At 72.2% G+C, this 23,631-nt stretch carries 19 protein-coding genes and 2 tRNA genes; 13 read left to right on the top strand and 8 right to left on the bottom strand.

Annotated elements, in window-relative coordinates; genetic code table 11:
* Positions 1–2: 2 nt before the first annotated feature.
* The 3 genes from ilvC to AC5L35_RS13270 all read left to right on the top strand — a co-directional run bounded on the left by ilvC (position 3) and on the right by AC5L35_RS13270 (position 4,555).
* Positions 3–1,007: a ketol-acid reductoisomerase gene (ilvC, locus tag AC5L35_RS13280; RefSeq protein WP_495059914.1), complete on the top strand. Its 1,005-nt coding sequence runs from the start codon at positions 3–5 to the stop codon at positions 1,005–1,007.
* A gap of 262 nt (positions 1,008–1,269) precedes the next feature.
* Positions 1,270–2,877: a phosphoglycerate dehydrogenase gene (gene serA, locus AC5L35_RS13275; protein ID WP_495059913.1), complete on the top strand. Its 1,608-nt coding sequence runs from the start codon at positions 1,270–1,272 to the stop codon at positions 2,875–2,877.
* 634 nt (positions 2,878–3,511) lie between these two features.
* Positions 3,512–4,555: a 3-isopropylmalate dehydrogenase gene (locus tag AC5L35_RS13270; protein WP_495059912.1), complete on the top strand. Its 1,044-nt coding sequence runs from the start codon at positions 3,512–3,514 to the stop codon at positions 4,553–4,555.
* A 46-nt stretch (positions 4,556–4,601) separates the two neighbouring features.
* On the opposite strand, the gene AC5L35_RS13265 is transcribed toward AC5L35_RS13270, so the two are convergent.
* Entirely contained in the window at positions 4,602–5,618 is a 1,017-nt protein-coding gene (locus tag AC5L35_RS13265) for a hypothetical protein (protein ID WP_495059911.1), read from the bottom strand.
* 320 nt (positions 5,619–5,938) lie between these two features.
* On the opposite strand from AC5L35_RS13265, the gene cimA reads away from it, so the two are divergent.
* Entirely contained in the window at positions 5,939–7,579 is a 1,641-nt protein-coding gene (gene cimA / locus AC5L35_RS13260; RefSeq protein WP_495059910.1) for a citramalate synthase, read from the top strand.
* 21 nt (positions 7,580–7,600) lie between these two features.
* Positions 7,601–8,371: a GNAT family N-acetyltransferase gene (locus AC5L35_RS13255; RefSeq protein WP_495059909.1), complete on the top strand. Its 771-nt coding sequence runs from the start codon at positions 7,601–7,603 to the stop codon at positions 8,369–8,371.
* 4 nt (positions 8,372–8,375) lie between these two features.
* Here the strand turns inward: AC5L35_RS13255 and AC5L35_RS13250 are convergent, their stop codons facing one another.
* On the bottom strand, positions 8,376–8,834 hold the full coding sequence (locus AC5L35_RS13250) for an Lrp/AsnC family transcriptional regulator (protein ID WP_495059908.1): 459 nt from the start codon (positions 8,832–8,834) through the stop codon (positions 8,376–8,378).
* A 90-nt stretch (positions 8,835–8,924) separates the two neighbouring features.
* Here AC5L35_RS13250 and AC5L35_RS13245 point away from each other — a divergent pair, with 90 nt between their 5' ends.
* Together AC5L35_RS13245 and AC5L35_RS13240 are read left to right on the top strand one after the other, a co-directional pair.
* A complete protein-coding gene (locus AC5L35_RS13245) occupies positions 8,925–9,668 on the top strand; it encodes an MFS transporter (RefSeq protein WP_495059907.1) in 744 nt (247 codons plus the stop codon).
* Positions 9,669–9,748: 80 nt separating this feature from the next.
* A complete protein-coding gene (locus tag AC5L35_RS13240) occupies positions 9,749–10,075 on the top strand; it encodes a hypothetical protein (protein ID WP_495059906.1) in 327 nt (108 codons plus the stop codon).
* Between the two features lie 28 nt (positions 10,076–10,103).
* On the opposite strand, the gene AC5L35_RS13235 is transcribed toward AC5L35_RS13240, so the two are convergent.
* The gene (locus AC5L35_RS13235) at positions 10,104–11,435 is read right to left on the bottom strand and encodes an FAD-dependent oxidoreductase (RefSeq protein WP_495059905.1); all 1,332 of its coding nucleotides are present in this window, start codon (positions 11,433–11,435) and stop codon (positions 10,104–10,106) included.
* 65 nt (positions 11,436–11,500) lie between these two features.
* On the opposite strand from AC5L35_RS13235, the gene gltX reads away from it, so the two are divergent.
* The 3 genes from gltX to AC5L35_RS13220 all read left to right on the top strand — a co-directional run bounded on the left by gltX (position 11,501) and on the right by AC5L35_RS13220 (position 13,288).
* Entirely contained in the window at positions 11,501–13,027 is a 1,527-nt protein-coding gene (gene gltX / locus AC5L35_RS13230; protein WP_495059904.1) for a glutamate--tRNA ligase, read from the top strand.
* A gap of 69 nt (positions 13,028–13,096) precedes the next feature.
* Positions 13,097–13,168 (top strand) — tRNA-Gln (locus AC5L35_RS13225).
* 47 nt (positions 13,169–13,215) lie between these two features.
* Positions 13,216–13,288 (top strand) — tRNA-Glu (locus AC5L35_RS13220).
* A gap of 135 nt (positions 13,289–13,423) precedes the next feature.
* On the opposite strand, the gene AC5L35_RS13215 is transcribed toward AC5L35_RS13220, so the two are convergent.
* Positions 13,424–15,277, bottom strand: a complete 1,854-nt coding sequence (locus tag AC5L35_RS13215) for an Hsp70 family protein (protein ID WP_495059903.1) — start codon at positions 15,275–15,277, stop codon at positions 13,424–13,426.
* 133 nt (positions 15,278–15,410) lie between these two features.
* Positions 15,411–16,112: an IclR family transcriptional regulator gene (locus tag AC5L35_RS13210; RefSeq protein WP_495059902.1), complete on the bottom strand. Its 702-nt coding sequence runs from the start codon at positions 16,110–16,112 to the stop codon at positions 15,411–15,413.
* A 54-nt stretch (positions 16,113–16,166) separates the two neighbouring features.
* On the opposite strand from AC5L35_RS13210, the gene leuC reads away from it, so the two are divergent.
* From leuC to AC5L35_RS13195, 3 genes are read left to right on the top strand one after another with little or no spacing between them, the layout of a single operon-like run.
* On the top strand, positions 16,167–17,579 hold the full coding sequence (leuC, locus tag AC5L35_RS13205; protein ID WP_495060377.1) for a 3-isopropylmalate dehydratase large subunit: 1,413 nt from the start codon (positions 16,167–16,169) through the stop codon (positions 17,577–17,579).
* Entirely contained in the window at positions 17,579–18,172 is a 594-nt protein-coding gene (leuD, locus tag AC5L35_RS13200; protein WP_495059901.1) for a 3-isopropylmalate dehydratase small subunit, read from the top strand. The genes leuC and leuD overlap by 1 nt, the downstream gene beginning before the upstream one ends.
* A 58-nt stretch (positions 18,173–18,230) precedes the next feature.
* Entirely contained in the window at positions 18,231–18,725 is a 495-nt protein-coding gene (locus AC5L35_RS13195) for an HU family DNA-binding protein (RefSeq protein ID WP_495059900.1), read from the top strand.
* 6 nt (positions 18,726–18,731) lie between these two features.
* Here AC5L35_RS13195 and AC5L35_RS13190 read toward each other — a convergent pair whose 3' ends face one another.
* From AC5L35_RS13190 to AC5L35_RS13180, 3 genes are all read right to left on the bottom strand, one after another.
* Entirely contained in the window at positions 18,732–19,661 is a 930-nt protein-coding gene (locus AC5L35_RS13190) for an NUDIX hydrolase (RefSeq protein WP_495059899.1), read from the bottom strand.
* Complete coding sequence (locus tag AC5L35_RS13185) at positions 19,658–22,063, bottom strand: RNA degradosome polyphosphate kinase (RefSeq protein WP_495059898.1); 2,406 nt, start codon at positions 22,061–22,063, stop codon at positions 19,658–19,660. Before AC5L35_RS13185 ends, AC5L35_RS13190 begins: the two co-directional genes overlap by 4 nt.
* A 123-nt stretch (positions 22,064–22,186) precedes the next feature.
* A complete protein-coding gene (locus AC5L35_RS13180; RefSeq protein WP_495059897.1) occupies positions 22,187–23,626 on the bottom strand; it encodes a pyridoxal phosphate-dependent decarboxylase family protein in 1,440 nt (479 codons plus the stop codon).
* Between the last annotated feature and the right edge of the window lie 5 nt (positions 23,627–23,631).

The raw sequence follows: 23,631 nt of genomic DNA, 5'->3' as shown, positions 1-23,631 counted from the left end.
TCATGGCTGTGAACATCTACTACGACGACGACGCTGATCTCTCGATCATCCAGGGCCGCAAGGTCGCGGTGATCGGCTACGGCAGCCAGGGCCACGCGCACGCTCTCTCGCTGCGCGACTCGGGGGTCGACGTCCGCATCGGGCTGCCCGAGGGCTCGAAGAGCCGCGCGAAGGCAGAGGACGAGGGCCTGCGGGTGGTGACGCCCGCCGAGGCGTCCGCCGAGGCCGACCTGATCATGATCCTGGCGCCCGACACCAAGCAGCGCCACATCTACGCCGACGACATCGCGCCCCACCTCGAGGCGGGCGACGCGATCTTCTTCGGGCACGGCTTCAACATCCGCTACGAGCTGATCAAGCCCCCTGCCGACGTCGACGTGGCGATGGTCGCCCCGAAGGGGCCCGGCCACCTCGTGCGCCGCCAGTTCGTCGACGGCAAGGGCGTGCCCTGCCTGATCGCGGTCGAGCAGGACCCCAGCGGCAACGCGAAGGCCCTCGCCCTCTCCTACGCCGCGGCCATCGGCGGCGCCCGCGCGGGCGTCATCGAGACCACGTTCAAGGAGGAGACCGAGACCGACCTGTTCGGTGAGCAGGCCGTGCTCTGCGGTGGCGCCGCCGCGCTCGTCCAGACCGGGTTCGAGGTGCTCACGGAGGCCGGCTACGCGCCGGAGATCGCATACTTCGAGTGCCTGCACGAGCTCAAGCTGATCGTCGACCTGATGTACGAGGGCGGCATCGCGAACGAGCGCTTCTCGATCTCCGACACGGCCGAGTACGGCGACCTCACCCGCGGCCCGCGCGTGATCACGCCCGCCGTCAAGGACGAGATGCGGAAGATCCTCGCCGAGATCCAGGACGGACGCTTCGCGCAGGAGTGGGTGGCCGAGGACGAGGCAGGCCGCCCGAACTTCACCCGCCTCCAGAAGGAGGGCGCCGAGCACCCGATCGAGCAGGTCGGCGAGAAGCTGCGCGGCCTCATGAGCTGGGTCGGCTCGAAGGCCACCTGAGCCGCAGGAGCCGTTCGCGCGAGCGGCGCTCTCGACCGGTGGATCCGGTCGGGAGCGCCACTCGCGCGCCGGAGCCCTGGTAACGCAGCCCGGCCCCGGTGCGAGTGCGATCGTGCCGATGGTTCGTCCCGAGGGTGGGCAGCGTCTACCGTTCGTCCTGTTCAGCGTGTTGCACCGCCCACGCCGCCGGCCCACCGGTCGTGGAGCGCAACTACCATCGGGCACGTACCCAGCCGCCGATCCGGGGAGCACTGCAACCGCCGTGAGCATCGCCGCCGCCCGCCCTGTCGTACTGCTCGCCGAGAAGCTCGCCCCCTCCGCGGTGGCGCTGCTCGGTGACGACGTCGAGATCCGCCACGTGGACGGCACCGACCGCCCAGCTCTCCTGGCCGCGATCGCCGACGCCGATGCCGTCCTCGTCCGCTCGGCCACCAAGGTCGATGCCGAAGCACTCGCCGCGTCCACGCGTCTGAAGGTCGTCGCCCGCGCGGGCGTCGGCCTGGACAACGTCGACGTACCGGCCGCCACGGCCCGCGGCGTCATGGTCGTGAACGCCCCGACCTCCAACATCGTCTCCGCCGCCGAGCACGCCGTCGCGCTGCTGCTGTCGGCCGCGCGCCACATCCCCGCGGCCGACGCGAGCCTGCGCTCCGGGCAGTGGAAGCGCAGCTCGTTCACCGGTGTCGAGCTCAACGGCAAGCTCGTCGGGATCGTCGGACTGGGCAAGATCGGTCAGCTGGTGGCCCAGCGCCTCGCCGCGTTCGGTGTCGAGCTGATCGCCTACGACCCCTACGTCGCCCCGGCCCGGGCCGGCCAGCTCGGCATCGAGCTGGTGAGCCTCGACGACCTGCTGCGGCGCGCCGACGCGGTCTCGATCCACCTGCCCAAGACGGCCGAGACCCTCGGGCTCATCGGCAAGGACCAGCTCGCGCTCACCAAGCCTGGTGTGATCATCGTCAACGCGGCGCGCGGCGGCCTGGTCGACGAGGACGCGCTGGCCGAGGCCGTGCGCAGCGGCCACGTCGGCGGCGCCGGGATCGACGTCTACGTCACCGAGCCCACCACGTCGAGCCCGCTGTTCGAGCTGCCGCAGGTGGTCGTCACTCCGCACCTGGGCGCCTCCACCGACGAGGCCCAGGACCGCGCAGGCACCGACGTCGCCCGCTCGGTGCAGCTGGCGCTCGCCGGCGAGTTCGTACCGGACGCGGTCAACGTGCAGGTCACCGGCGTGGTGGGCGAGGAGGTCCGGCCCTGGCTGCCGCTCACCCAGAAGCTCGGCACGGTGCTCCACGCCGTCGCGGGCCGGCTGCCCAGCTCGGTCACCGTGGACGTCGCCGGTGAGCTCGCGGCCGAGGACGTCTCGGTGCTGGCGCTGGCCGCGCTGCGGGGCGTCTTCACCCACGTCGTCGAGGACCAGGTCACGTTCGTCAACGTGCCGGGGATCGCGGCGGAGCGTGGCGTCGAGGTCGAGGTCACCACCGCGCCCGAGAGCGAGAACCACCGCAGCGTCGTGCAGCTGCGTGCCGCCATGCCCGACGGCACGTCCATCACGGTCTCCGGCACGCTCACCGGGCGCGCCCAGGTGGAGAAGCTCGTCGAGGTCAACGGGCGCCACTTCGACCTGCGCGCCGAGGGCGACGTGGTGCTCCTCGAGTACTCCGACCGGCCCGGCGTCATGGGCCGCGTGGGCTCGCTGCTGGGCGAGGCCGCGGTCAACATCGAGGCGGCGCAGATCAGCCAGACCACCGACGGCACCGACGCGATCATGCTCCTGCGCGTCGACCGGCCCGTCGACCCGGGCGTGCTGGAGCCGATCGGTGCCTCGGTGGGCGCCCGCACCACGCGGTTGATCTCCTTCGACACGGACTGACCCGTTCGGGTAGCCACTGCGCACCGTGTCGCGTCCGTCCGGTGGTACGGGTGACGCCGCCGGATCCGGTGAATCCGGAGCCCGGCCGCGTCACCCGTCGCGGTCGTCGACCCCCTCCCCGCAACGCCGTCACGCGTGCGTGGGGAGGGCGCGCGGTGCGTCGTCCGTCACGTCGACTGCTGCGCTGACCTCGTATGGAGCCCGAAATCGACCCCGAGCGACGCCGCCTCCTCGCCGTGGCGCCGTGCCCGCCCAGGCGGCGCGTCGCGTCGCCCGATGAGCGATCACGGGAGCTTCAGCGGAAGCGCCGGGCAACCGGTGCCGATGGCTGTGAGCAGCGTTGCCTCGGCGAACGGGTGACGCTCTGACCTGCGAGGACACGTCCGAGGCGACATCAGCCACAGGCATCCGGGTGAGGGCATGCGGGGGTGGCGCGCAACCCGGCAGATGGGCGGGGGCAGAATGGCCCGCATGGGGGCGTGTCGCACCAGGGGAGGTCCCGACTGCCTCGCTTCCGCATCAGTTCCATCCGATGGGGTGACCACGATCGGATGGCGGAGAGCTTAGCGGCATCGTTGCAGCGGGTAACGTGCGCCCGGCTGTTTCGGGGTCAACTGGAGAGAGGACATCGGTAATGCGCCTTGCGGTCATTCCCGGAGACGGCATCGGGCCGGAGGTCATCGACGAGGCGCTGAAGGTCCTCAACGAAGTCGAGCCCGGTACGGCGACGACGACCTACGACCTCGGTGCGGCGCGCTGGCACTCCACCGGCGAGCTGCTGCCGGAGTCGGTCCTCACGGAGCTGCAGGAGCATGACGCGATCCTGCTCGGCGCCGTGGGCGACCCGTCCGTGCCGAGCGGCATCCTGGAGCGCGGGCTCCTGCTGCGCCTGCGTTTCGAGCTCGACCACCACGTGAACCTGCGCCCGGCCCGGCTCTACCCCGGCGTCCGCGGCCCGCTCGCCGGCAACAACGAGATCGACCTGCTGGTGGTGCGGGAAGGCACCGAGGGCCCGTACGTCGGCACCGGTGGACTGCTGCGCAAGGACACGCCGAACGAGATCGCCACCGAGGTGAGCGTCAACACCGCCTTCGGTGTGGAGCGCGTCGTCCGTGACGCCTTCACCCGCGCCTCCCGCCGTTCCCGCAAGCACCTCACGCTCGTGCACAAGACCAACGTGCTGAGCTACTCCGGGCGCCTGTGGTCGCGGCTCGTGGAGGAGGTGTCGCTCGAGCACCCCGAGGTGAGCGTGGCGTACCAGCACATCGACGCCACCACGATCCACCTGGTGACCGACCCCGGCCGGTTCGACGTGATCGTCACCGACAACCTCTTCGGCGACATCCTCACCGATCTCGCCGCCGCCGTCACCGGTGGCATCGGCCTCGCGGCCAGCGGCAACCTCGACGTGAGCCGGCGCAACCCGAGCATGTTCGAGCCGGTGCACGGCAGCGCACCCGACATCGCGGGGCAGGGCATCGCCGACCCCACGGCCGCGGTGCTCTCGGTGGCCCTGCTGCTCGACCACCTCGGCAACCGCGACGCGGCCCGCCGCATCGAGGCCGCCGTGGCGTTCGACCTCGCCACGAGGGACCACAGCGCCACGGGCCACACCCAGAGCATCGGCGACCGCCTCGCCGCCCTGGTGAGCGCGCACGCCACAACCCCCGCCCCGTAAGAGCCCCCCGGGGCGGAACCCCACCCCAGCTGCAGCAAAGCCACTTTCATGCAATCTCGTTGCGTGAACGTGGCTTTGCTGCAAGGTCGGACGGGAGTGCCGCCCGCAGCTTCGGTCGCGGTCGGGCAGCCGCCTGGGCGTACGTGGCTCGGAGCATCCGGATCACGCCGGCGCGATCGTTCGTGATCTTCTTCGGCTTGGAAGCCGTGTAGACCGCCCCGGCTGCGACGAACTCGCCCGACCTCTCGATGGTGCGGTCGTGGTCCTCCGGGCTGAGGTGCCATTCCGTCGACTCGATCTCCCAGACCATCGCGACGTCGTCGAGCCAACAGTCGGCGATGCCCAGGAACGTGCCGTGCTCGGTGCGTACCTCCACGTTCCACATCGGTTCGGGCAGCCCGGTGGCGGACCAGAGCTTCTTCGCAGCGAGTTCGGCCGCCGAGCGCACACCGTCCGCCACCTCACGAAGCACCCGGCGTGGAAGGGCGGTGCCGCGCCGTGAGCCGGCATCGAGCTCGTGGCAGAGCGCGGCAGGTGTGCAGAGCTTTCGCTGAACGGCATCGGAGAGAAGCTCCGCGATCTCACCGGCCGTGCGCAGCCGGCGTGCCGCGTCGGTGGCCGCCCGGGTCGGGGGCGCGAGCGGCACCCCGTCCCGTAGCACCGGAGCGGGAAGGCGTCCCGTGCGTTCCACGTGCACGTACCCGACGGAGCGCACCTGGCGCCGCTCAGGCACGAGCAGGTGGACCTCCTCGAGGGCGGCGCGTTCCCCGGGCCGGCCGGCAGGACCGCGGCGGATGCCATGACGCCGGCACGCTTCGACCCCCGTGACCAGGGCGTCCGGACCGCCGAGCAGGACGGCGGCGAGCACCGACTGGCGGCGGTCGGGCCTGCCGGTGAAGAGGAACACCACCCCCGGCAGCGGGCTCTGCCACGGTCCGCCCTCCAGGCAGCGGTGATAGACCGTCCGCACGGGCACTCCGGCCGCCACCAGCTGCTTCGCTGTTGCGACGCCCTCGGGAAACGCGGCCCGCAGGTCGCGCAGGGACGGGGATCCGGAGCTCACGAACTCATGGTCGGTGCAGAGAACCCCATCCCGTGGGCGTTCGCGAGGACCCGTTGCAGCAAAGCCACTTTCATGCAACGACGTTGCATGAAAGTGGCTTTGCTGCAATCCCCCGGGGTGCCCTGCGGGGGGTGGGTGGCGGGGGCGGGGTGGCGCGTGGCATGCTCGGACGCGTGCAGCACCTCTTCGTGATCATTATCGACAGGCGCGTCGGCTAACCAGCACCACAGCCGACGCGCAGACCTCTCGCATTCGCGGGGGGTCTTTTTTGTTGCCCGAGAACCCCCGATCACGTCCGACCCACCTCCAGGAGCCCCCGGATGTCCCGCACAGAACCGGCCGGAACCCCGCTCGGAGACGCGTTCCACGTCTACGACACGACGCTGCGCGACGGCGCGCAGCGCGAGGGCATCAGCTACTCCGTCGCCGACAAGCTCGCTGTGGCCCGGCACCTGGACGCGCTGGGGGTCGGGTTCATCGAGGGCGGGTGGCCGGGGGCGATGCCGAAGGACACCGAGTTCTTCGCCCGTGCCGCGAGCGGGGAGTTGGAGTTGCGGCACGCGGTGCTGGTGGCGTTCGGGGCGACCCGCCGGGCGGGGACGACGGCGGCGGCCGATCCGCAGGTGCGGGCGTTGCTGGAGAGCCGGGCGCCTGCGGTCACGCTCGTCGCGAAGTCCGACCGTCGTCACATCGAGCGGGCCCTGCGCACCGACGTGGCGGAGAACTGCGCGATGGTGGCCGACACGGTGGCGTTCCTGCGGGGGGAGGGCCGGCGGGTGTTCCTCGACGCCGAGCACTTCTTCGACGGCTACCGGTTCGACCCGGACACGGCGCTGCGGGTGCTGGACGCCGCGGTGTCGGCGGGGGCGGACGTCGCGGTGCTGTGCGACACGAACGGCGGCATGCTCCCGCTGGGCATCGCCGAGGTGGTGGCCGAGGTGGCCGGGCGTACCGGTTTCCGGCTCGGCATCCACTGCCAGGACGACACGGGCGCTGCGGTGGCCAACTCGGTCACCGCGGTGCAGGCCGGCGCGACGCACGTGCAGTGCACCGCGAACGGCTACGGCGAACGGACCGGCAACGCCGACCTGTTCGCCGTCGTCGGGAACCTGGTGACCAAGCTGGACATGCCCGTCCTACCGGACGGCGCGTTCGGCGAGCTGACCCGCACCTCGCACGCGTTGGCGGAGATCGCCAACATCGCTCCCGACACCCACCAGGCTTATGTCGGGACGTCAGCGTTCGCCCACAAGGCGGGCCTGCACGCGAGTGCGATCAAGGTGGACCCTGAGCTGTACAACCACATGGACCCTGTGGTCGTCGGCAACGGGCAGCGGGTGCTGGTCACCGAGATGGCCGGCCGGGCGAGTGTCGAGCTGAAGGGGACGGAGCTCGGCCTGGACCTGGCCGGCCAATCCGACGCGGTGTCGTCGCTGGTCGCCACGGTGAAGGAGCGCGAGGCGGAGGGCTGGTCGTTCGAGGCGGCAGACGCGTCGCTGGAGCTGCTGATGCGCTCGGCCATGGGTGAGGCGGACCGGGTGCCGTTCGCCCTCGAGTCCTACCGCGTGATCGTCGAGCACAGCGCCGACGCGGACGTGCTCGCCGAAGCGACCGTCCGGGTCGTACTCGGCGACGGGGAGCGGCGGATCGCCACGGCGGAGGGGAACGGCCCGGTCAACGCGCTGGACGCGGCGTTGCGGGCGGCGCTGACGCCGTCGTGCCCGTGGTTGTCGGACGTGGAGCTGTCGGACTACAAGGTCCGCATCCTCACCACCGGTCGCTCGCAGACCTACGGCACGGACGCCGTCACGCGGGTGCTGCTGGAGTCCACCGGCAGTTCGGGGTCGTGGACCACTGTGGGCGTGCACAGCAACGTCGTGGAGGCGTCCTGGCTGGCACTGGTCGACGCGCTGGCGTTCGCGGCGCTGCGTGCGCCCGTCCCGGTGCAGGCGGCGAGCTGACGCAGGGCAGGATCTGCGCCCGTGGACGACGTGCTGCGGCAAATCGATCTGTTCTGCGACGCGGTCCCGCGGCAGTGGGCGAGCGCGACGGACGACGGCCCGCTGCGGCTGTTCGTCCGCGACCGGCCCGGCTATCCGTTCTACGCACGCCCGATCCCGGACGGTCCGCCGGTCACCGCGCAGGACGTCGAGCGGGTTCGGGTCCGCCAGCGGGCGCTGGGGGTGCCGGAGGCGTTCGAGTGGGTCGTGAGCGAGAGCCCGTCGATGGCGGACGCCGTCGGCGCGACGGGGTTGCCGGTCAAGGTGTGCCCGCTGCTCGTGCTCGACGGCGAGCCGGCGACCATCGAGTTCCCGCCCGGCTTCTCGGCGCGCCTGCTCGGGCCGGCCGACGGGGATCTGCAGGCCGCGGTGCACTCGGTGTTGTCCGTGGCCGCCGGGGCTTTCGGCGCGCCGCCTCCCCGCCCGCCCGTGGGTGCGGCGCTCGCCGAGCTGCGGGCCGACCTCGCGGCGGGCGCGATCGCGCGAGCGCTGGTCACGGGACCGGACGGGCCGGTGGCGGCGGGGTCGGCGCAGCGCTCGGGTGACGTGGTCGAGCTGGTCGGGATCGGCACGGCCGCCGCGGCGCGCGGGCGCGGGCTGGGTGCGGCGCTGACGGCGCTGCTGGCCGGGGCGGCCCGGGCCGCGGGCGCCGAGGTGGTGTTCCTCGCCGCGGGCGACGACACCGCCACCCGCGTCTACGAGCGGGTGGGCTTCCGCCGGGTCGGTGAGTGCGGCATCGCCGAGGCCCACTGACCGGTCAGCCGGCCGGAGGTGGCGCGCCCACACCGACGCCCCGCTCGAAGCCCCGCCGCAGCACCATGATCGTCCGGCTGCGCTGCACGCCCTCGATCCGGTAGAGGCCGTGCAGGACGTCCTCCAGCTCGTTGGGGTCGCCGACGCGCACCTTGAGCAGGAAGTTGCTGTTCCCGGCCACCGAGTGCGCCTCCTCGATCCGCGGGTCCTGCCGCGCTGCGGTGAAGAGCTCGTCCTTGACCCACCCCTCGGTGTCGACGAGGACGAACGCCAGTACCGGCCGGCCGATCGCGTCGGGGTCGACCTCCACCGTGGTGCGACGGACGTGCCCAGACGCCCGCAGCCGCCGCACCCGCTCGTGGACGGCGGCGGGGGACAGGGACACCTCCCGACCCAGCTGCGCGTAGGTGCGACCCGCGTCCTCGATGAGCAGGCCGATGATTTTCCGGTCGACGACGTCCACGGACCCATACTGACATTCCTCCGGCTGAACGCGGTACGGAGTTGACGGTCGACGGTGGACCGGCCGGATTCGCTGACACATCTTCGGTGCATGACCGATATTCAGCATCGCTTCCGCCTACTCGTCCCCGCCGTGCTCACCGCTGGGATCGTGGTGATCGGGGCACAGGCCTTCGTCCTCGCCCCGTTGCTGTCCGACATCGCGACCGGACTGGCCACAGGTACGACCGAGGTCGGCCTCGCGCTCTCGGCCTACGGCATCGGGGTCGTCGCGTCGGCGCTACTGCTCGGCCACCGGCTCGACGCCGTGGCGCGCCGCACCGTCCTGTTCGCCGGTATGGGGGCCCTCGCCATCGCCGCGGCGGGGTCCGCCGTCGCTCCGCACTGGACTGTGCTCGCGCTGGCGCAGCTCGTCGGCGGGGCCGGAGTCGGTGTGCTCCTGCCGGCGACCTACTCGCTGGCTGCGGAGCTCGCGCCCCCGGGCGCTGCCGCCCGGGCGACGGGACGCGTGCTGACGGGCTGGTCGATCGCGCTCGTGGCAGGGGTGCCGCTGGCCACCGTGCTCGGCGACACAGTGGGCTGGCGGGCGGCGTTCGGCGCGCTGGCGGGGCTGTGCGCGCTGCAGATGGCGCTCTATGCGCTGCTCCCTGCGGTCCCACCTGCCGGAACGGGCCGGGCCGCCCTCGGCGCCGCCTTCCGCGCGCCCGGCGTGGCGCCCCTGCTTGCCGGCGTGCTCGCGTCCATGGCGGCGTTCTACGGGGTGTTCGCGTTCGCGGGCGTCGGGTCCGGGCCCTGCACGGCGGTGGCGCCACGACGGCCGGCCTCGTCGCCCTGAGCCACGGGCTCGGCTTCGGGCTCGCCGCGTGCGCCGACCGCCTGCTGGACCGGTGGGGCTCCGCCCGCCTCGTCGCGCCGGTGCTCGCGCTGCTCGCCGTGGTCTACGTGGCGCTGGCCGTGACGGTCGGCGAGCTGCCGGCGTTCCTCGCCGCGGCGGCGGCGTGGGGGCTGATCAACCACATCGGGCTGACGCTGCTGGTGAGCAGGCTTGCCGGCGCCGACGCACACCTCCGTAGCGCGGTGCTCGCCCTCAATACCGCGGCGACGTACGGCGGCGCGGCAGTCGCCGGGCTGCTGGCAGGCCCCCTCTACGAGGTGGCCGGCTTCGGGTGGCTCGCCGTGGCCGCAGCCGGGCTACTCGCGGCGGTGGTCCCCGTGACCGCCCGAAGCGGGCTCGGGCGATGACGTACGCCGCCCGCGTCGGGACGGGCGCTCAGGCCCGGGTCACCGGCTGCTCCGCCCGCCGAGCCCACTCCGGCGCGTGCTCGGGCAGCGGACCGATCGCGATGAGCCGTGCCGGGATGCCCTGCAGAACCGGGAACCTTGACAGCAAGCTCAACGGGAACGGCACCGTGCCGGTGGCGGCCGTGTCGGCACTCGGGGTGTCGAACATGCCGGGCGCGGCCGTGTCCGGGGGCCCGGCGGGCACGTCCACCGGGCCGGGGTCGGCGGCCTTGTCACCGAGGATCCTGCGGTGGGCGAGGCGCTGTCCACCCTGGATCAGTGCGGTGGGCCACCAGCGTCGCAGCTGGACGCGGCGCAGCAGGCCGAGCGGCACGATCCCACCGGACCGCAACGCCGGGGTGAGCAGCCGCGCGGTGGCCACGGCGTCGGCCACGGCGAGGTTGATGCCGACCCCGCCGACCGGTGACATCGCGTGCGCCGCGTCGCCGATGAGCAGGAGGCCGTCGCGGTACCAGCGGCGCAGCCGTTCCAGCCGGACGTCGAGCAGCTTCACGTCGTCGAAGGACGTCAGCGCGTCCATCCGGTCTCCCAGCCAGGGCAACAGCCGGGTGATCCGCTGGCGGAACCGGGTGATGCCCGCGGCACGCATCTCCGCGTCGGAGCCCTTGCTGATGAGGTAGGCGCACTGCCAGTAGTCCCCGCGGTCGATCATCACGAGGAACCCGCCGCTGCCGACGCGGCCCACACCGCCCACGGGGTCCCCCGCGTGGCGGGGCAGGCGGAACCACCACACGTCCATCGGCACGCCGAAGGAGCGCGTCTTCAGTCCGGCCGCTTTGCGCACCGCGGACTCGCGCCCGTCGCAGGCCACGGTGAGACCGGCGCGCAGCTCGTGCTCGGTGCCGTCGGTGCGGTCGCGGTAGCGCACGCCTGCCACCCGGCCGCCGTCGTGCAGCAGGGCCACGGCCTCGGCGCTGCGGCGCAGCGTGAAGGTGGGCTCGGCCTCGGCCGCGTCGGCGACGAGGTCGAGGAAGTCCCACTGGGGGACCATCGCGATGTGCTGGTGAGCGCCGGGGAGCCTGCGCAGGTCGGCCATCTGGAAGGTGCCGGTGTCCAGCTGTACCTGGGCGCGGTCGAGCCGCCGCTGGGGCAGCGCGGCGAACCGCTCGCCCAACCCCAGCTCGTCGAGCAGGGTGAGGGTGGATGCGTGCACGGTGTCGCCGCGGAAGTCACGCAGGAAGTCAGGGTGCTTCTCCAGCACCGTCACATCGACCCCGCCGCGGGCCATGAGCAGCCCGAGTACCAGTCCGGCAGGGCCACCGCCGACGACGAGGCAGGTTGTGCGCTCGTTAATCAACATATGTTGAATTCTAGGCGCCTCGGGGACGGAGGGCCACCCCACAGGCTCGATAGGCTGGCGGCATCATGAGCGAGCTTGCGAGCGAATCCCGGCCTACGGCCGGCGTCCGGGTGCGCTTCTGCCCGTCCCCGACGGGCACGCCCCACGTCGGTCTCATCCGCACCGCGCTGTTCAACTGGGCCCATGCCCGCCACCACGGCGGCACCTTCGTGTTCCGGATCGAGGACACCGACGCGAGCCGCGACTCCGCCGAGTCGTACGCCGCGTTGCTCGATGCGCTGCGCTGGCTCGGCCTGGACTGGGACGAAGGCCCCGAGGTCGGCGGCCCGAACGGCCCGTACCGGCAGAGCGAGCGCGGGGCGGTGTACGCCGACGCGCTGCAGCGGCTGATCGACGCGGACGAGGTCTACGAGTCGTACTCGCGGGCCGACGAGATCGAGGCCCGTCACCGCGCCGCCGGCCGTGACCCGAAGCTCGGATACGACAACGCCGACCGCCACCTCACCGAGGAGCAGCGCGCCGCGTTCCGGGCGGAGGGTCGCGCGCCGGTGTACCGGCTGCGGATGCCGGACCGGGACATCTCCTTCACCGACCTCGTGCGGGGCGAGGTGACGTTCCGGGTCGGCACCGTGCCCGACTTCGTGCTCGCCCGTGGCGACGGCACCCCGCTCTACCCCCTCACCAACCCGGTCGACGACGCGCTCATGGGCATCACCGACGTACTGCGCGGCGAGGATCTGCTCTCCTCCACCCCGCGCCAGATCGCGCTGCTCGAGGCGCTCGCGCGGGTGGGAATCGGCACCGGGCCGTTCCGCTACGGGCATCTCCCGCTCGTCACCGGGGAGGGCAGCCGCAAGCTCTCCAAGCGCGATCCCGAGTCCAACCTCTTCCTGTACCGCGAGCGCGGTTTCCTTCCGGAAGGCCTGCTCAATTACCTGGCGTTGCTCGGCTGGGCGATCGCCGAGGACCGGGACGTCTTCACGATGGACGAGATGGTCGCGGCCTTCGACATATCCCGGGTATCGCGCAACGCGGCGCGGTTCGACCTGAAAAAGGCCGAGGCCATCAATGCCGCCCATCTGCGTGCGCTGCCCGTCGAGGAGTTCGCGCGGCGGGTCGAGCCCTACCTCGTGGCCGAAGGTGTGATCACCGGCACTGGCGGCGGTTCGATCACCGAGGAGCAGCGCGCGCTGCTGGCCGCGGCGGCTCCGCTCGTGCAGGAGCGCAGTGTCGTGCTGTCGGATGCTGCGCGGATGCTGCGCTTCCTGTTCGTGTCCGAGGAGGGCTTCGCTCCCGAGGCCGACGCCGCCGAGAAGAATCTCGGCGCCGACGCCGCCCCGGTGCTGGAAGCCGCTCTGACCGGCCTGGATGGGCTTCCGGAGTGGTCGACGGAGCGCATCGAGAACGCGCTCAAGGCGGCGCTGATCGACGGGCTCGGGCTCAAGCCGCGCAAGGCGTTCGCGCCCGTGCGGGTGGCCGTGAGCGGCCGTACGGTGTCCCCGCCGCTGTACGAATCGATGGAGCTGCTGGGTCGCGAACGGTCGCTCGCGCGACTCAGGGCCGGTTTGGAGCGCGCCGGAGGGCTCGGCTAGAGTGTTCGACGCAGGGCAGGGGACACCGGGCTCCACCACCACATGGAGCCCCGGATGATCCTGAACCCTTGGGGTATGGTGTAATTGGCAGCACGACTGATTCTGGTTCAGTTAGTCTAGGTTCGAGTCCTGGTACCCCAGCGGAAACGCACCAGAAGCGGTCTGATAACCTCATACAGCGTTTCCACGGCCCCGTCGTCTAGCGGCCTAGGACGCCGCCCTCTCAAGGCGGTAGCGCGGGTTCAAATCCCGTCGGGGCTACACCGAATAGGGCCCGTTCCGGTTATCCGGAACGGGCCCTATTCGTATTTGCCTGAGATCGCCGGGCACAACGAACACCGCCGGCCGGGAACGGGCTCGCCCGGAGGCGAACGGTTCCCGGCCGGCGGCGTTGGATCAGACCCGAGGCGCCGACTGCCCGGACGGCACTCCCGTCCCGCTGGCATTCGGCGGCCCTCCTGAGGGAGGCGGCTGGGTCGTCGGCGGCGGCTCAGTCGTGGGGGGGTTGGTCGTCGGCCGCGGGGTCGTGGTGGGCGGATTCTGCGTCGGTGTGGGGTTCGTGGTGGGCTCGGGACGAGTGGACCGGGTCGGGTCCTCCGAGGTGACCGGCGGCGGCTGAGTGGGTCTCCCCGGCGGGGGAGGCGGGACGGGACGCCCGTGCGTCGGTTCCTCCTCGACAGGCGGGCTCTCGGTGTCAGGCGCAGCGGTGGGGCCGGGATCCGTGACCGCCGAGGCGGGCGGGACGGCGCCCGTGGAGTTGGAGTCGACCGGAACCGGTTGCCCGGTGGGCCACAGGAACATGGCCGCGACCACGGCGACGGCGGCGACGGCGCCGCCGATGCTCACCAGGCGTACCGGGCTCGGCCCCCGGCTGTGCTCGGCGTACTCGAACTCGGGCGGGTCGTCCTGGTCGACCCGTGGGCGTTCCGGGTAGGGGGCAGGCATGTGCGCGGCCGGCGGAGCCACCGGGCCACTGCCGGAGCCGGACATCCACTGGGTGGGCGCAGCTGCCGTGCCCGCTGCCGCGGCGGCCGCGCCGTAGCCGGGACGAGGCGGGTACTGCCCCCCGACGGGCGGGGTGGCCCCGGTGCCGGCGGGGGGTGCTGCCGCGGAGCCGATGGGCTGCCGGGCGTGCGAGCCGGTGCGGGACGCGGGCACCTGCGACATCGCTCCGGTGCCCGACGCGGGCACCATCGACAGCACGGCGCCCATGGCGATGGCGTTCTTCGGGTCGGCGTCGACCGCGACCGGGCGCCCGAGCTGCTCGGACACGAGCTGGCCCACGAGCGGGATGCGGGAGGACCCGCCGACCAGCAGCACGGCCGAGAGCTGGGCAGGCGCCAACCCGGCCGAGCTCACGGCGCGGCGCAGCGCGTCGACGCTCTCCTCGACGCGGGGCCGGATCATGGCCTCGAACTCGCTGCGGTGCAGCCGCACCGAGCCCTGCCCGGCCGGCGTCATCACCGGGATCGCGACCTCGGTGTCGCTGCTGAGCGCTTCCTTGGCCTCGGTGCACTCCCGGCGGACGGCCGCGACGGCCGACAGCACCGCCGGGTCGTTGTCGTCGAGCCCCTCGAACGCCTCGGGCAGCCCCTGGCGGACGTGCTCGAAGACGACCTCGTCGAAGTCGATGCCGCCGAGGCGCTCGAGGCCTTCCGGGCGCCCGAGGAGGGTGAAGCCGTGGCCGTCCTTGTGCACGACGGCGGCGTCGAACGTGCCACCGCCGAGGTCGTACACCGCGATGGTGGAGCCGGGTTCGACCCGCTCGCCCGCCGCATAGTGCAGGGCCGCGGCCTGTGGCTCGGCGATGAACGTGACGGGCAGGCCCTGGCCGGCGAGCGCGCCGCCCAGCCGATCCTTCTTGTGGGCGCCCCACGACGCGGGGTGGGTGACGGCGACGCGAACGGCCGGCCCGCCCTCGCGCTGTGCCGCCCGGTCGACGACCCAGCGCACCAGCCGGGCCGACAGCTCCTCCGGGGCCCACGGCCTGCCCGCGACGAGGATCGGGGTGGGGTCGCCGATGCGGCGCTTGAACTCGCGCACCACGTGGTCGGGATGGCTGACCGCCCGCCGTTCGGCGGCCTCGCCGACGACGACGGTGCCGTCGTCGCCGATGTAGAGGACGGAGGGCACGGCGCTGGAGCGGTCGCCGAGGTTGACGATCTCGGTATCACCGTGGCGGCCACCCGAGCGGCCGATTGCGGCTGCGGTGCGGGTGGTGCCCACATCGATGCCGAGCAGATAACTCATCGTCACCCGTCTTCGTGTCCGTACGACTCTGTGTGTCCATCGAGCAGAGTGCAGGTCACGTTAGCGGCCCGGTCCGACACCCGACCGGCGGGTATCGACGCGTATGCGACATCCAGCCGTTACACGCCGATTGCTACAAGCGGTGTTGCAGCGCCTCGGCCGCCGCGAGCAGATCCGCCGCCCAGCGCACGCCGGGGCGCCTCCCGATCCGGTCGACGGGTCCGGATACCGAGACCGCCGCGACAACCTGGCCGGAGCCGTCGCGGACGGGGGCCGAGACGCTCGCCACTCCCGACTCGCGCTCGGCCACGCTCTGGGCCCAGCCCCGCCTGCGGACGTCGACGAGCACCCGCTCGCCGAACGTGGCGTCGGCCAGTACCGCGCGTTGCACGGTGGGCTCCGCCCATGCGGCGAGCACCTTGGCCCCGGAGCCTGCGGTCATCGGCAGCCTGGTGCCGACGGGGACGGTGTCGCGCAGCCCGCTGGCCGGCTCCGCGGTGGCCACGCAGACGCGCTGCGTGCCGTCGCGGCGGTAGAGCTGCACGCTCTCACCGGTGATGTCGCGCAGCCGGGGCAGGATGGCGGCGGCCGCCTCGAGCAGCGGGTCGACCCCACCCGCCGAGAGCTCGGCGAGCGTGGGGCCGGGCCGCCAGCGCCCGTCGGCACCGCGGTGCAGCAGTCCGTGCACCTCGAGCCCGACGGCGAGGCGGTGGGCGGTGGCGCGGGGCAGACCGGTCCGTTCGCAGAGTTCTGCCAGCCCACACGGCTCGGCCGCCGCGGCCCGAAGTACACCCACGGCCTTGTCCAGAACGCCGACGCCGCTAAGCTGTCTCACGGGACGATATTAGCGTCCCGATATATGGGACGTCCAGCGAGGATTGGGATGGATATGGGACGCACGCTGGCGGAGAAGGTCTGGGACCAACATCTGGTTCGGCGCGGCGAGGGCAACGAGCCCGACCTGCTCTACATCGACCTGCACCTGGTGCACGAGGTCACGAGCCCCCAGGCGTTCGACGGTCTCCGGCTCGCCAGCCGCGGGGTGCGGCGTCCTGACCTCACCGTGGCCACCGAGGACCACAACGTGCCCACCATCGGCGTCGATCTGCCGATCGCCGACCCGGTGTCGCGCACCCAGGTGGAGACCCTCCGCAAGAACTGCGCGGAGTTCGGCGTGCCGCTCTACCCGATGAACCATGCCGAGCAGGGCATCGTGCACGTCGTGGGCCCGCAGCTCGGCCTCACCCAGCCGGGCACCACCGTCGTGTGCGGCGACAGCCACACCTCCACCCACGGCGCGTTCGGGGCGCTGGCCTTCGGGATCGGCACGTCCGAGGTGGAGCACGTCCTGGCCACCCAGACCCTGCCGCTCAAGCGGTTCCGGACCATGGCGATCAACGTCAACTCGGCCGACGGGCGGCTGGGCGAGGGCGTCACCAGCAAGGACGTGGTGCTGGCGATGATCGCGCAGATCGGCACCGGCGGCGGCCAGGGCTACGTGCTCGAGTACCGGGGCAACGTCATCGAGAACCTCTCGATGGAGGCCCGGATGACGATCTGCAACATGTCGATCGAGGCGGGCGCGCGGGCCGGCATGATCGCCCCGGACGAGACCACGTTCGCCTACCTGGAGGGTCGCGACCGCGCCCCGCAGGGTGAGCAGTGGGACGAGGCCGTGGCGGCGTGGCGCGAGCTGCGCACCGACGACGACGCCACGTTCGACGCCGAGGTGGACATCGATGCCGACGCGCTCACGCCCTTCGTCACGTGGGGGACCAACCCGGGCCAGGGGTTGCCGCTGTCCGAGAGCGTGCCCGACCCGTCCCGCATCGTGGACGAGAACGAGCGCATCTCCGCGGAGAAGGCGCTCACGTACATGGGCCTGGAGGCAGGCACCCCGCTACGCGAGGTGGCCGTCGACACCGTGTTCGTCGGGTCCTGCACCAACGGCCGCATCGAGGACCTGCGCGCCGCCGCGGCGGTGATGCGGGGCCGGAAGGTGGCCGACGGCGTCCGGATGCTGGTCGTGCCGGGGTCGATGCGGGTGCGGTTCCAGGCCGAGGACGAAGGTCTCAACGAGATCTTCACCACCGCGGGCGCCGAGTGGCGCTCCGCGGGCTGCTCGATGTGCCTCGGGATGAACCCCGACCAGCTCGCGCCGGGTGAGCGCAGCGCGTCCACGTCGAACCGCAACTTCGAGGGCCGCCAGGGCAAGGGCGGCCGTACCCACCTGGTGTCCCCGCTCGTGGCCGCGGCCACCGCAGTGCGCGGCACCCTGAGCTCTCCGGAGGACCTGGACTGATGGAACCGTTCAGCACCCACACGGGCATCGGCGTCCCGCTGCGCCGGGCCAACATCGACACCGACCAGATCATCCCCGCGGTGCACCTCAAGAGCGTCAAGCGCACGGGGTTCGAGAACGGCCTGTTCGAGGCGTGGCGCCAGCAGCCGGACTTCATCCTGAACATCGAGCCGTTCTCGCGCGGGACCGTGCTCGTCGCCGGGCAGGACTTCGGCACCGGTTCGTCGCGGGAGCACGCCGTCTGGGCGCTCATGGACTACGGCTTCCGCGTGGTCATCTCCTCCCGGTTCGGCGACATCTTCCGCGGAAACTCGGCCAAGGCGGGTCTCGTGGCCGCGCAGGTGGCGCAGCCGGACGTCGAGCTGCTGTGGAAGCTGCTGGAGAACGCCCCTGGCACCGAGGTCACGGTCGACCTGACGGACAACACGGTTCGGGCGGCCGAGCTCGTCGTGCCGTTCGAGATCGACGACTACATCCGCTGGCGGCTGCTCGAAGGGCTCGACGACATCGGTCTGACGCTCCGCCACGCCGACGACATCACCGCTTTCGAGGCGGCCCGGCCGGCGCGGCTGCCCACCACGGCCTTCGTGTAGGGGGTCGGTCCGGCCACGTCACGCGCGTATGGCGGGCCGGGCGTTCTACGGTTGGACCATGAACAAGACGCAGCTCGTGGACGCGCTGGCGGCGCGGCTCGGCGACCGGCGAAACGCGGCCACCGCGGTGGACGGCCTGCTGGAGACCATCGTGGAGACCGTCGGGTCGGGCGACTCCGTGTCACTTCCCGGCTTCGGCGTGTTCGAGGCCCGAGCCCGCGCTGCCCGCCTGGCCCGTAATCCCCGCACGGGGGAGACGATCGACGTCCCGGCCACCACGGTGCCGACGTTCCGGCCGGGGTTGGCGTTCCGTTCGGCGGTCAGCGGTGCCGCCGTAGCGGCGCCTGCCCGTGCGGTGGCGGTCTCCGCCCGGACCGCCACGGCCACCGCCGTCGCGGAGCCCGAGGCGCCCGTACAGGTCGAGGAGGCCGCCGGGAAGCCCGCCCGCAAGCAGGCGAAGGTGAAGGCCGCGAAGTCGGCGGGCCGGTCGAAGCCGACGGCCAAGCCGGCGAAGGCGAAGGACGACAAGCCCAAGAAGGGCAAGAAGAAGTAGCTCCGCTCAGCCCTTCGGGCGCGGATAGTAGTCCGCTGTGCAGAGCCGGCCATCGGTGCCGAAGGTCAGCGTCCAGGTGCTCGCCTTGTTCGCCTGCACCTGGTCGGGAGCCACCCCTGGCAGGCCCGAGCCGGTGGCGATCGTGCCGACGAGGTGCGGGATCACGCCGCCCTGGCTGCACGCCACGGTGACGCCCGGCTCGGCGGCCAGCTCCCGGAACCGGGCGAGCCCTGCCTCGGGCTCCTTCTCGTAGTCGTCCTCGCCGAGCAGCCGCACGTCGAGGATCGGGATGCCGAGCGCCTCGGCCAGCGGGGCCACCGTGTCGCGGCAGCGCACCGGAGAGGCGCTGGCGATGCGATCCGGGCCGAAGAGCGCCAGCAGGCGGGCCAGGCGCCGGGCCTGCTCGTGGCCGGTGCCCGAGAGCGGCCGCAGCGCGTCGTCGGCGTCCCACTGGTTGCGGTTGCCCGCCTTGGCGTGCCGCACGAGCAGCACCGTGGACGCCGGTGTCCCGACCGCGGCGAACCGTCGCAGGACGTCGATGTCGTGCCGGTAGGACAACATCTCGGCGGCGTGGGGCACGTCGACCCAGCGCAGCTCGTCGGTCTCGTCGTTGGTCACGAAGTCGCCGCCGCACGCCTCGGCGGCCCAGTACCGCACCAGCTTGTCGCCCTCGGGCACCCGGTAGTGCACGTCGCCGAGCACCGGGCCGAGACGGACGCGCTGGCCGGTCTCCTCGGTGACCTCGCGGGCCGCGGCGAAGGGCAGCGTCTCGTCCCGATCGAGCTTGCCCTTCGGGAACGACCAGTCGTCGTAGCTCGGCCGGTGCACGAGCCCCAGTTCGACGCCGTGGGTGCCGTGCCGCCAGAGCACGGCACCGGCGGCCAGCACGTCGAACCTGGCCTTGTCGGTGGTGCTGGTGCGGTCTGCCGCGCTCATTCGTGGTCGGCGACGGCCACGGCGCCTGCCGCGTGCCGCAGCATCATCTCGGCCTGGTGGTCCCGCACCGGGGACACGCCGGACCCCGGCGGCGGCGACGGCTCCCACGACCCGTCGGCGTGCAGCGTCCAGCACCGGGTGGCGGGGTCGAGGCAGGAGTCGAGCATCTCGCCGAGCTTGTCCGCGAGGCTCTGGTCGGCCACGCGCAACAGCACCTCGACCCGCCGGTCCAGGTTGCGGTGCATCATGTCGGCGCTGCCGATCCAGTACTCGTCGGCCGCGCCGAAGTGGAACACCCGGGAGTGCTCGAGGAACCGGCCGAGGATCGAGCGGACGTGGATGTTCTCCGACAGCCCCGCCCGGCCGGGGCGGATCGCGCAGATGCCCCGCACCACCACGTCCACCGGCACGCCGGCCTGTGACGCGCGGTAGAGCGCGTCGATCACCTGTTCGTCGACCAGCGAGTTGGCCTTGAACCGGATGCGCGCGGCCGGGTTTCCCGCGCGGTGGGCCTCGATCTCGTCCTCGATCCGCCGGACGATGCCGCGGCGGACGCCGTAGGGCGCCACGAGCAGGCTGCGGTAGGAGGTCTGGCGGGAGTAGCCGGTGAGGGAGTTGAACAGGTCGGTGAGGTCGGCGCCGATCGTCGGGTCGGCGGTGAGCACCCCGAGGTCCTCGTAGAGGCGCGCGGTCTTCGGGTTGTAGTTGCCGGTGCCGATGTGGCAGTAGCGCCGGATCGTCGAGCCCTCCTGGCGCACCACGAGCGACGTCTTGCAGTGCGTCTTCAGGCCGACCAGCCCGTACACGACGTGCACGCCCGCCTTCTCCAGCTCACGGGCCCAGCGGATGTTCGCCTGCTCGTCGAACCGCGCCTTGATCTCCACCAGCGCCACGACCTGCTTGCCCGCCGCGGCGGCGTCGATGAGGGCGTCGACGATGGGCGAGTCGCCGGACGTGCGGTAGAGCGTCTGCTTGATGGCGAGCACGTTCGGGTCGGACGCGGCCTGCTCGATGAACCGCTGCACGCTGGTGGAGAACGAGTCGTAGGGGTGGTGCACGAGCACGTCCCCCTCCCGCAGGGTGGCGAACACGCTGCGGGGGGTCTCCCGGTCGGCGAACGCCGGGTGCGTGGCCGGGACGAACGGCTCGTCCTTCAGGTCGGGCCGGTCGACGCCGTGCACGGCCCACAGCGAGGTGAGATCGAGCAGGCCCGGCACGGTGACCACGTCGCCGGGGTGGACGTCGAGCTCGCGCAGCAGCAGTTCCAGCACGTGCTCGCTCATCGTGTCGGTGACCTCGAGGCGCACCGGGGGGCCGAACCGGCGGCGGGCCAGCTCGCGCTCCAGCGACTGCAGCAGGTCCTCGTCGCGGTCCTCCTCGACCTCCACGTCGGCGTTGCGGGTGACCCGGAAGGCGTGCACCTCCGCGAGCTCCATGCCGGTGAACAGCTCACCGAGGTGCGCGGAGATGAGGTCCTCGATGGGCAGGAACGTGATCGTGTCGTCGTCGGTGTTGACCCGCACCAGCCGGGGCACGTTGTTGGGCACCTTGACCCGCGCGAACCGTTCCGTGCGGCCCTCGGGGTCGCGCACCGTGACGGCGAGGTTCAGCGAGAGCCCGGAGATGTAGGGGAACGGGTGGGCCGGGTCCACCGCCAGCGGGGTGAGCACCGGGAACACCTGGGCGGAGAAGTAGGCCGACAGCCGCGCCCGCTGGTCGTCGGAGAGGTCGCCCCAGCGCAGGATGCAGATTCCCTCCGCCTCGAGCTCAGGGCGTACGTGGTCGAGGAACACCCGCGCGTGGGCCTCGGAGATCGCCTGGGTGCGCGTCGCGATCCTCGCCAGCTGTTCGCGGGGGGACAGGCCGTCGGCGCTGCGGACGGCGAGCCCCGTCTCGTCGCGGCGCTTCAGCCCGGCCACCCGCACCATGTAGAACTCGTCGAGGTTGGACGCGAAGATCGCCAGGAACTTGGCGCGTTCCAGCAACGGCTGGCTGGGGTCCTCGGCGAGCGCCAGCACCCTGGCGTTGAAGTCCAGCCACGACAGCTCGCGGTTGAGGTAGCGGTCGTCGGGAAGCTCGGAGACCGGAGCCAGCGTGCGTGCCGGCGGGCTGACGGGCACCGCTGCGGCCGAGATAGACGGGGCGGGCGGGTTTGCAGCGTTTGCGGCGTTGGCCCCGGTGGGGGCGGCGGTGGGTCCGGGCTGCCGTCCCCGGTGGCTGCGCTGGTCGGTGGTCGGCTCCTCGTCGCGCACCGGTACCGCGGCGCTGCTCACCGGGCGGCTCGCGGCGTGTACCCGCCGGGTGGACGGCCGCGGGGACCGCCGCCCGCGCGTGCCCCGCGCGGGCGTCTGGTCCTCGGGGCCGGGCTCCGGGACTGCAGAACTGCTCACGTCGTCACCCACGCTGGTGATTCTGTCCCACCTGAGGCCTGCCTGCCCTGCCCGCGGACGGTCGACTGGGTGAACTCTGCGACAGGCCGGACAGTTTCCCAGCTCAGCGCCATGTGCCGGTCGTAAGCGAGCTGGTCACATGGAGGAACGGGACTGCGCCGGGTGACCCCCCGCCACCCGGCTGCGGCCCGTTCGGTGCCCGGGCGCCGCTCGCCCGGTCGCCGCGATCCGGTCGAGAAGCGCCCTCAGCGTCCGGTCGTCCGTGGCGGGCGCCATGACCGTGACCCTGAGATGGCGCACCTCATCGATCTCGGTGGAGCTGAGGTGGAAGCTGCCCTCGGCCATCAGCTGCTCGCGGAGCGCGGCCTGATCCGCCGTGCCGTACCGGAAGCAGACGATGTTGCTCTCCGGCTCGTAGGGACACTCGAACCCGGGACGGTCGACGGCCAGCTCCCAGAAACGGTGGGCCGTGGCGTACTGCGCGGCGACGTAGTCGCCCATGCCGCGTTCCCCACGCCAGGCCAGGTTGAGGAACGCCTTGAGGCCCAGCTCGGCCTTGGTGCCCTCGACGGTCCTGCTGAGCTGGTCGAAGCCCTGGTCGCCGTAGAAGAGGTACGCCGCCTCCTGCTGGAACGCCGCGTCCAGGTCGGCCTCGTGCCGGGTGAGCACCGCGGCCACGACCCCGGAGGTCCGCAGCATCTTGTGCGCGTCCCAGACCACCGAGTCGGCCAGCTCGATCCCGTCCAGCAGGCTCCGGTGGTCCTCCGACAGCAGGGCCGACGCCCCGTGCGTGCCGTCGACGTGGAACCAGATCCGGTGCGCGGCGCAGAACTCCCCGATCCCGCGCAGGTCGTCGTACAGCCCCGTGCCCGTGGCGCAAGCGTCGGCCACCAGCGCGATCGGACGCCGTCCCGGGTCGAGGACCTCGGGAAGCCGTGCCACGTCGATCCGCCCGAGCCCGTCGACCGGGAGCGGGACCACCTTGCTCGCGCCCAGACCGAGGATGCCGGCGGCGCGGGTGAGGGAGTAGTGCGCCGACGGTGGGGCGAGCAGGACGAGGTCCGGCGGCACCCCGTCGGTCCACGCCTCCGGCGCCGTCCGGGCCCGCGCCGCCAGCAGCGCGGTGAGGTTGGCCAGCGACCCACCGTGCGTGAGCACCCCGCCGCCGCCCGCGCCGAAGCCCACCTCGCCGAGCATCCAGCGGATCACCTCGAACTCGACCGTCGCCGCGGAAGCGCCCATCTCGTAGATCGACATCACGTTGTTGGTGGCCCCGTGGACGAAGTCGGCCAGTGCCGAGGGGAAGTCGGGCGGAGCGACCTGATGCGCCAGGTAGGCCGGGTGGTGCAGCCGCGTCCCCTCGGAGAGGTAGTCATAGAGGAAATCGCGGTAGCTGTCCGGCGTCATGCCCCCCGTGCGGATCCAGTCGCGGAGCCCCAGCCGTTCCGCCAGCTCAGCAGGCGGAGTGCGGCGCAGAACCGGCGCCAGCGCCCGCTGGGACTCGTCGACGTAGCCCGCCAGCTCGTCGATGGTCACCGCGCCGGCCTTGACGAATTCATCGATATCCCAGGTCATGCTCA

The sequence above is a fragment of the Pseudonocardia sp. OZ21 genome (assembly GCF_059359135.1).
The sequence above is the reverse complement of the archived record's forward strand: the minus strand, read 5'-3'. Positions and strand labels throughout refer to the sequence as shown.

What these genes read in the sequence shown, in the direction of transcription:
- ilvC (WP_495059914.1), top strand. Translation starts at nt 3, where the DNA reads ATGGCTGTGAACATCTACTACGACGACGACGCTGATCTCTCGATCATC.
- AC5L35_RS13270 (WP_495059912.1), top strand. Translation starts at nt 3,512, where the DNA reads ATGCGCCTTGCGGTCATTCCCGGAGACGGCATCGGGCCGGAGGTCATC.
- cimA (WP_495059910.1), top strand. Translation starts at nt 5,939, where the DNA reads ATGTCCCGCACAGAACCGGCCGGAACCCCGCTCGGAGACGCGTTCCAC.
- AC5L35_RS13245 (WP_495059907.1), top strand. Translation starts at nt 8,925, where the DNA reads ATGACCGATATTCAGCATCGCTTCCGCCTACTCGTCCCCGCCGTGCTC.
- AC5L35_RS13235 (WP_495059905.1), bottom strand. Translation starts at nt 11,435, where the DNA reads ATGTTGATTAACGAGCGCACAACCTGCCTCGTCGTCGGCGGTGGCCCT.
- gltX (WP_495059904.1), top strand. Translation starts at nt 11,501, where the DNA reads ATGAGCGAGCTTGCGAGCGAATCCCGGCCTACGGCCGGCGTCCGGGTG.
- AC5L35_RS13215 (WP_495059903.1), bottom strand. Translation starts at nt 15,277, where the DNA reads ATGAGTTATCTGCTCGGCATCGATGTGGGCACCACCCGCACCGCAGCC.
- leuC (WP_495060377.1), top strand. Translation starts at nt 16,167, where the DNA reads ATGGGACGCACGCTGGCGGAGAAGGTCTGGGACCAACATCTGGTTCGG.
- leuD (WP_495059901.1), top strand. Translation starts at nt 17,579, where the DNA reads ATGGAACCGTTCAGCACCCACACGGGCATCGGCGTCCCGCTGCGCCGG.
- AC5L35_RS13195 (WP_495059900.1), top strand. Translation starts at nt 18,231, where the DNA reads ATGAACAAGACGCAGCTCGTGGACGCGCTGGCGGCGCGGCTCGGCGAC.
- AC5L35_RS13190 (WP_495059899.1), bottom strand. Translation starts at nt 19,661, where the DNA reads ATGAGCGCGGCAGACCGCACCAGCACCACCGACAAGGCCAGGTTCGAC.
- AC5L35_RS13180 (WP_495059897.1), bottom strand. Translation starts at nt 23,626, where the DNA reads ATGACCTGGGATATCGATGAATTCGTCAAGGCCGGCGCGGTGACCATC.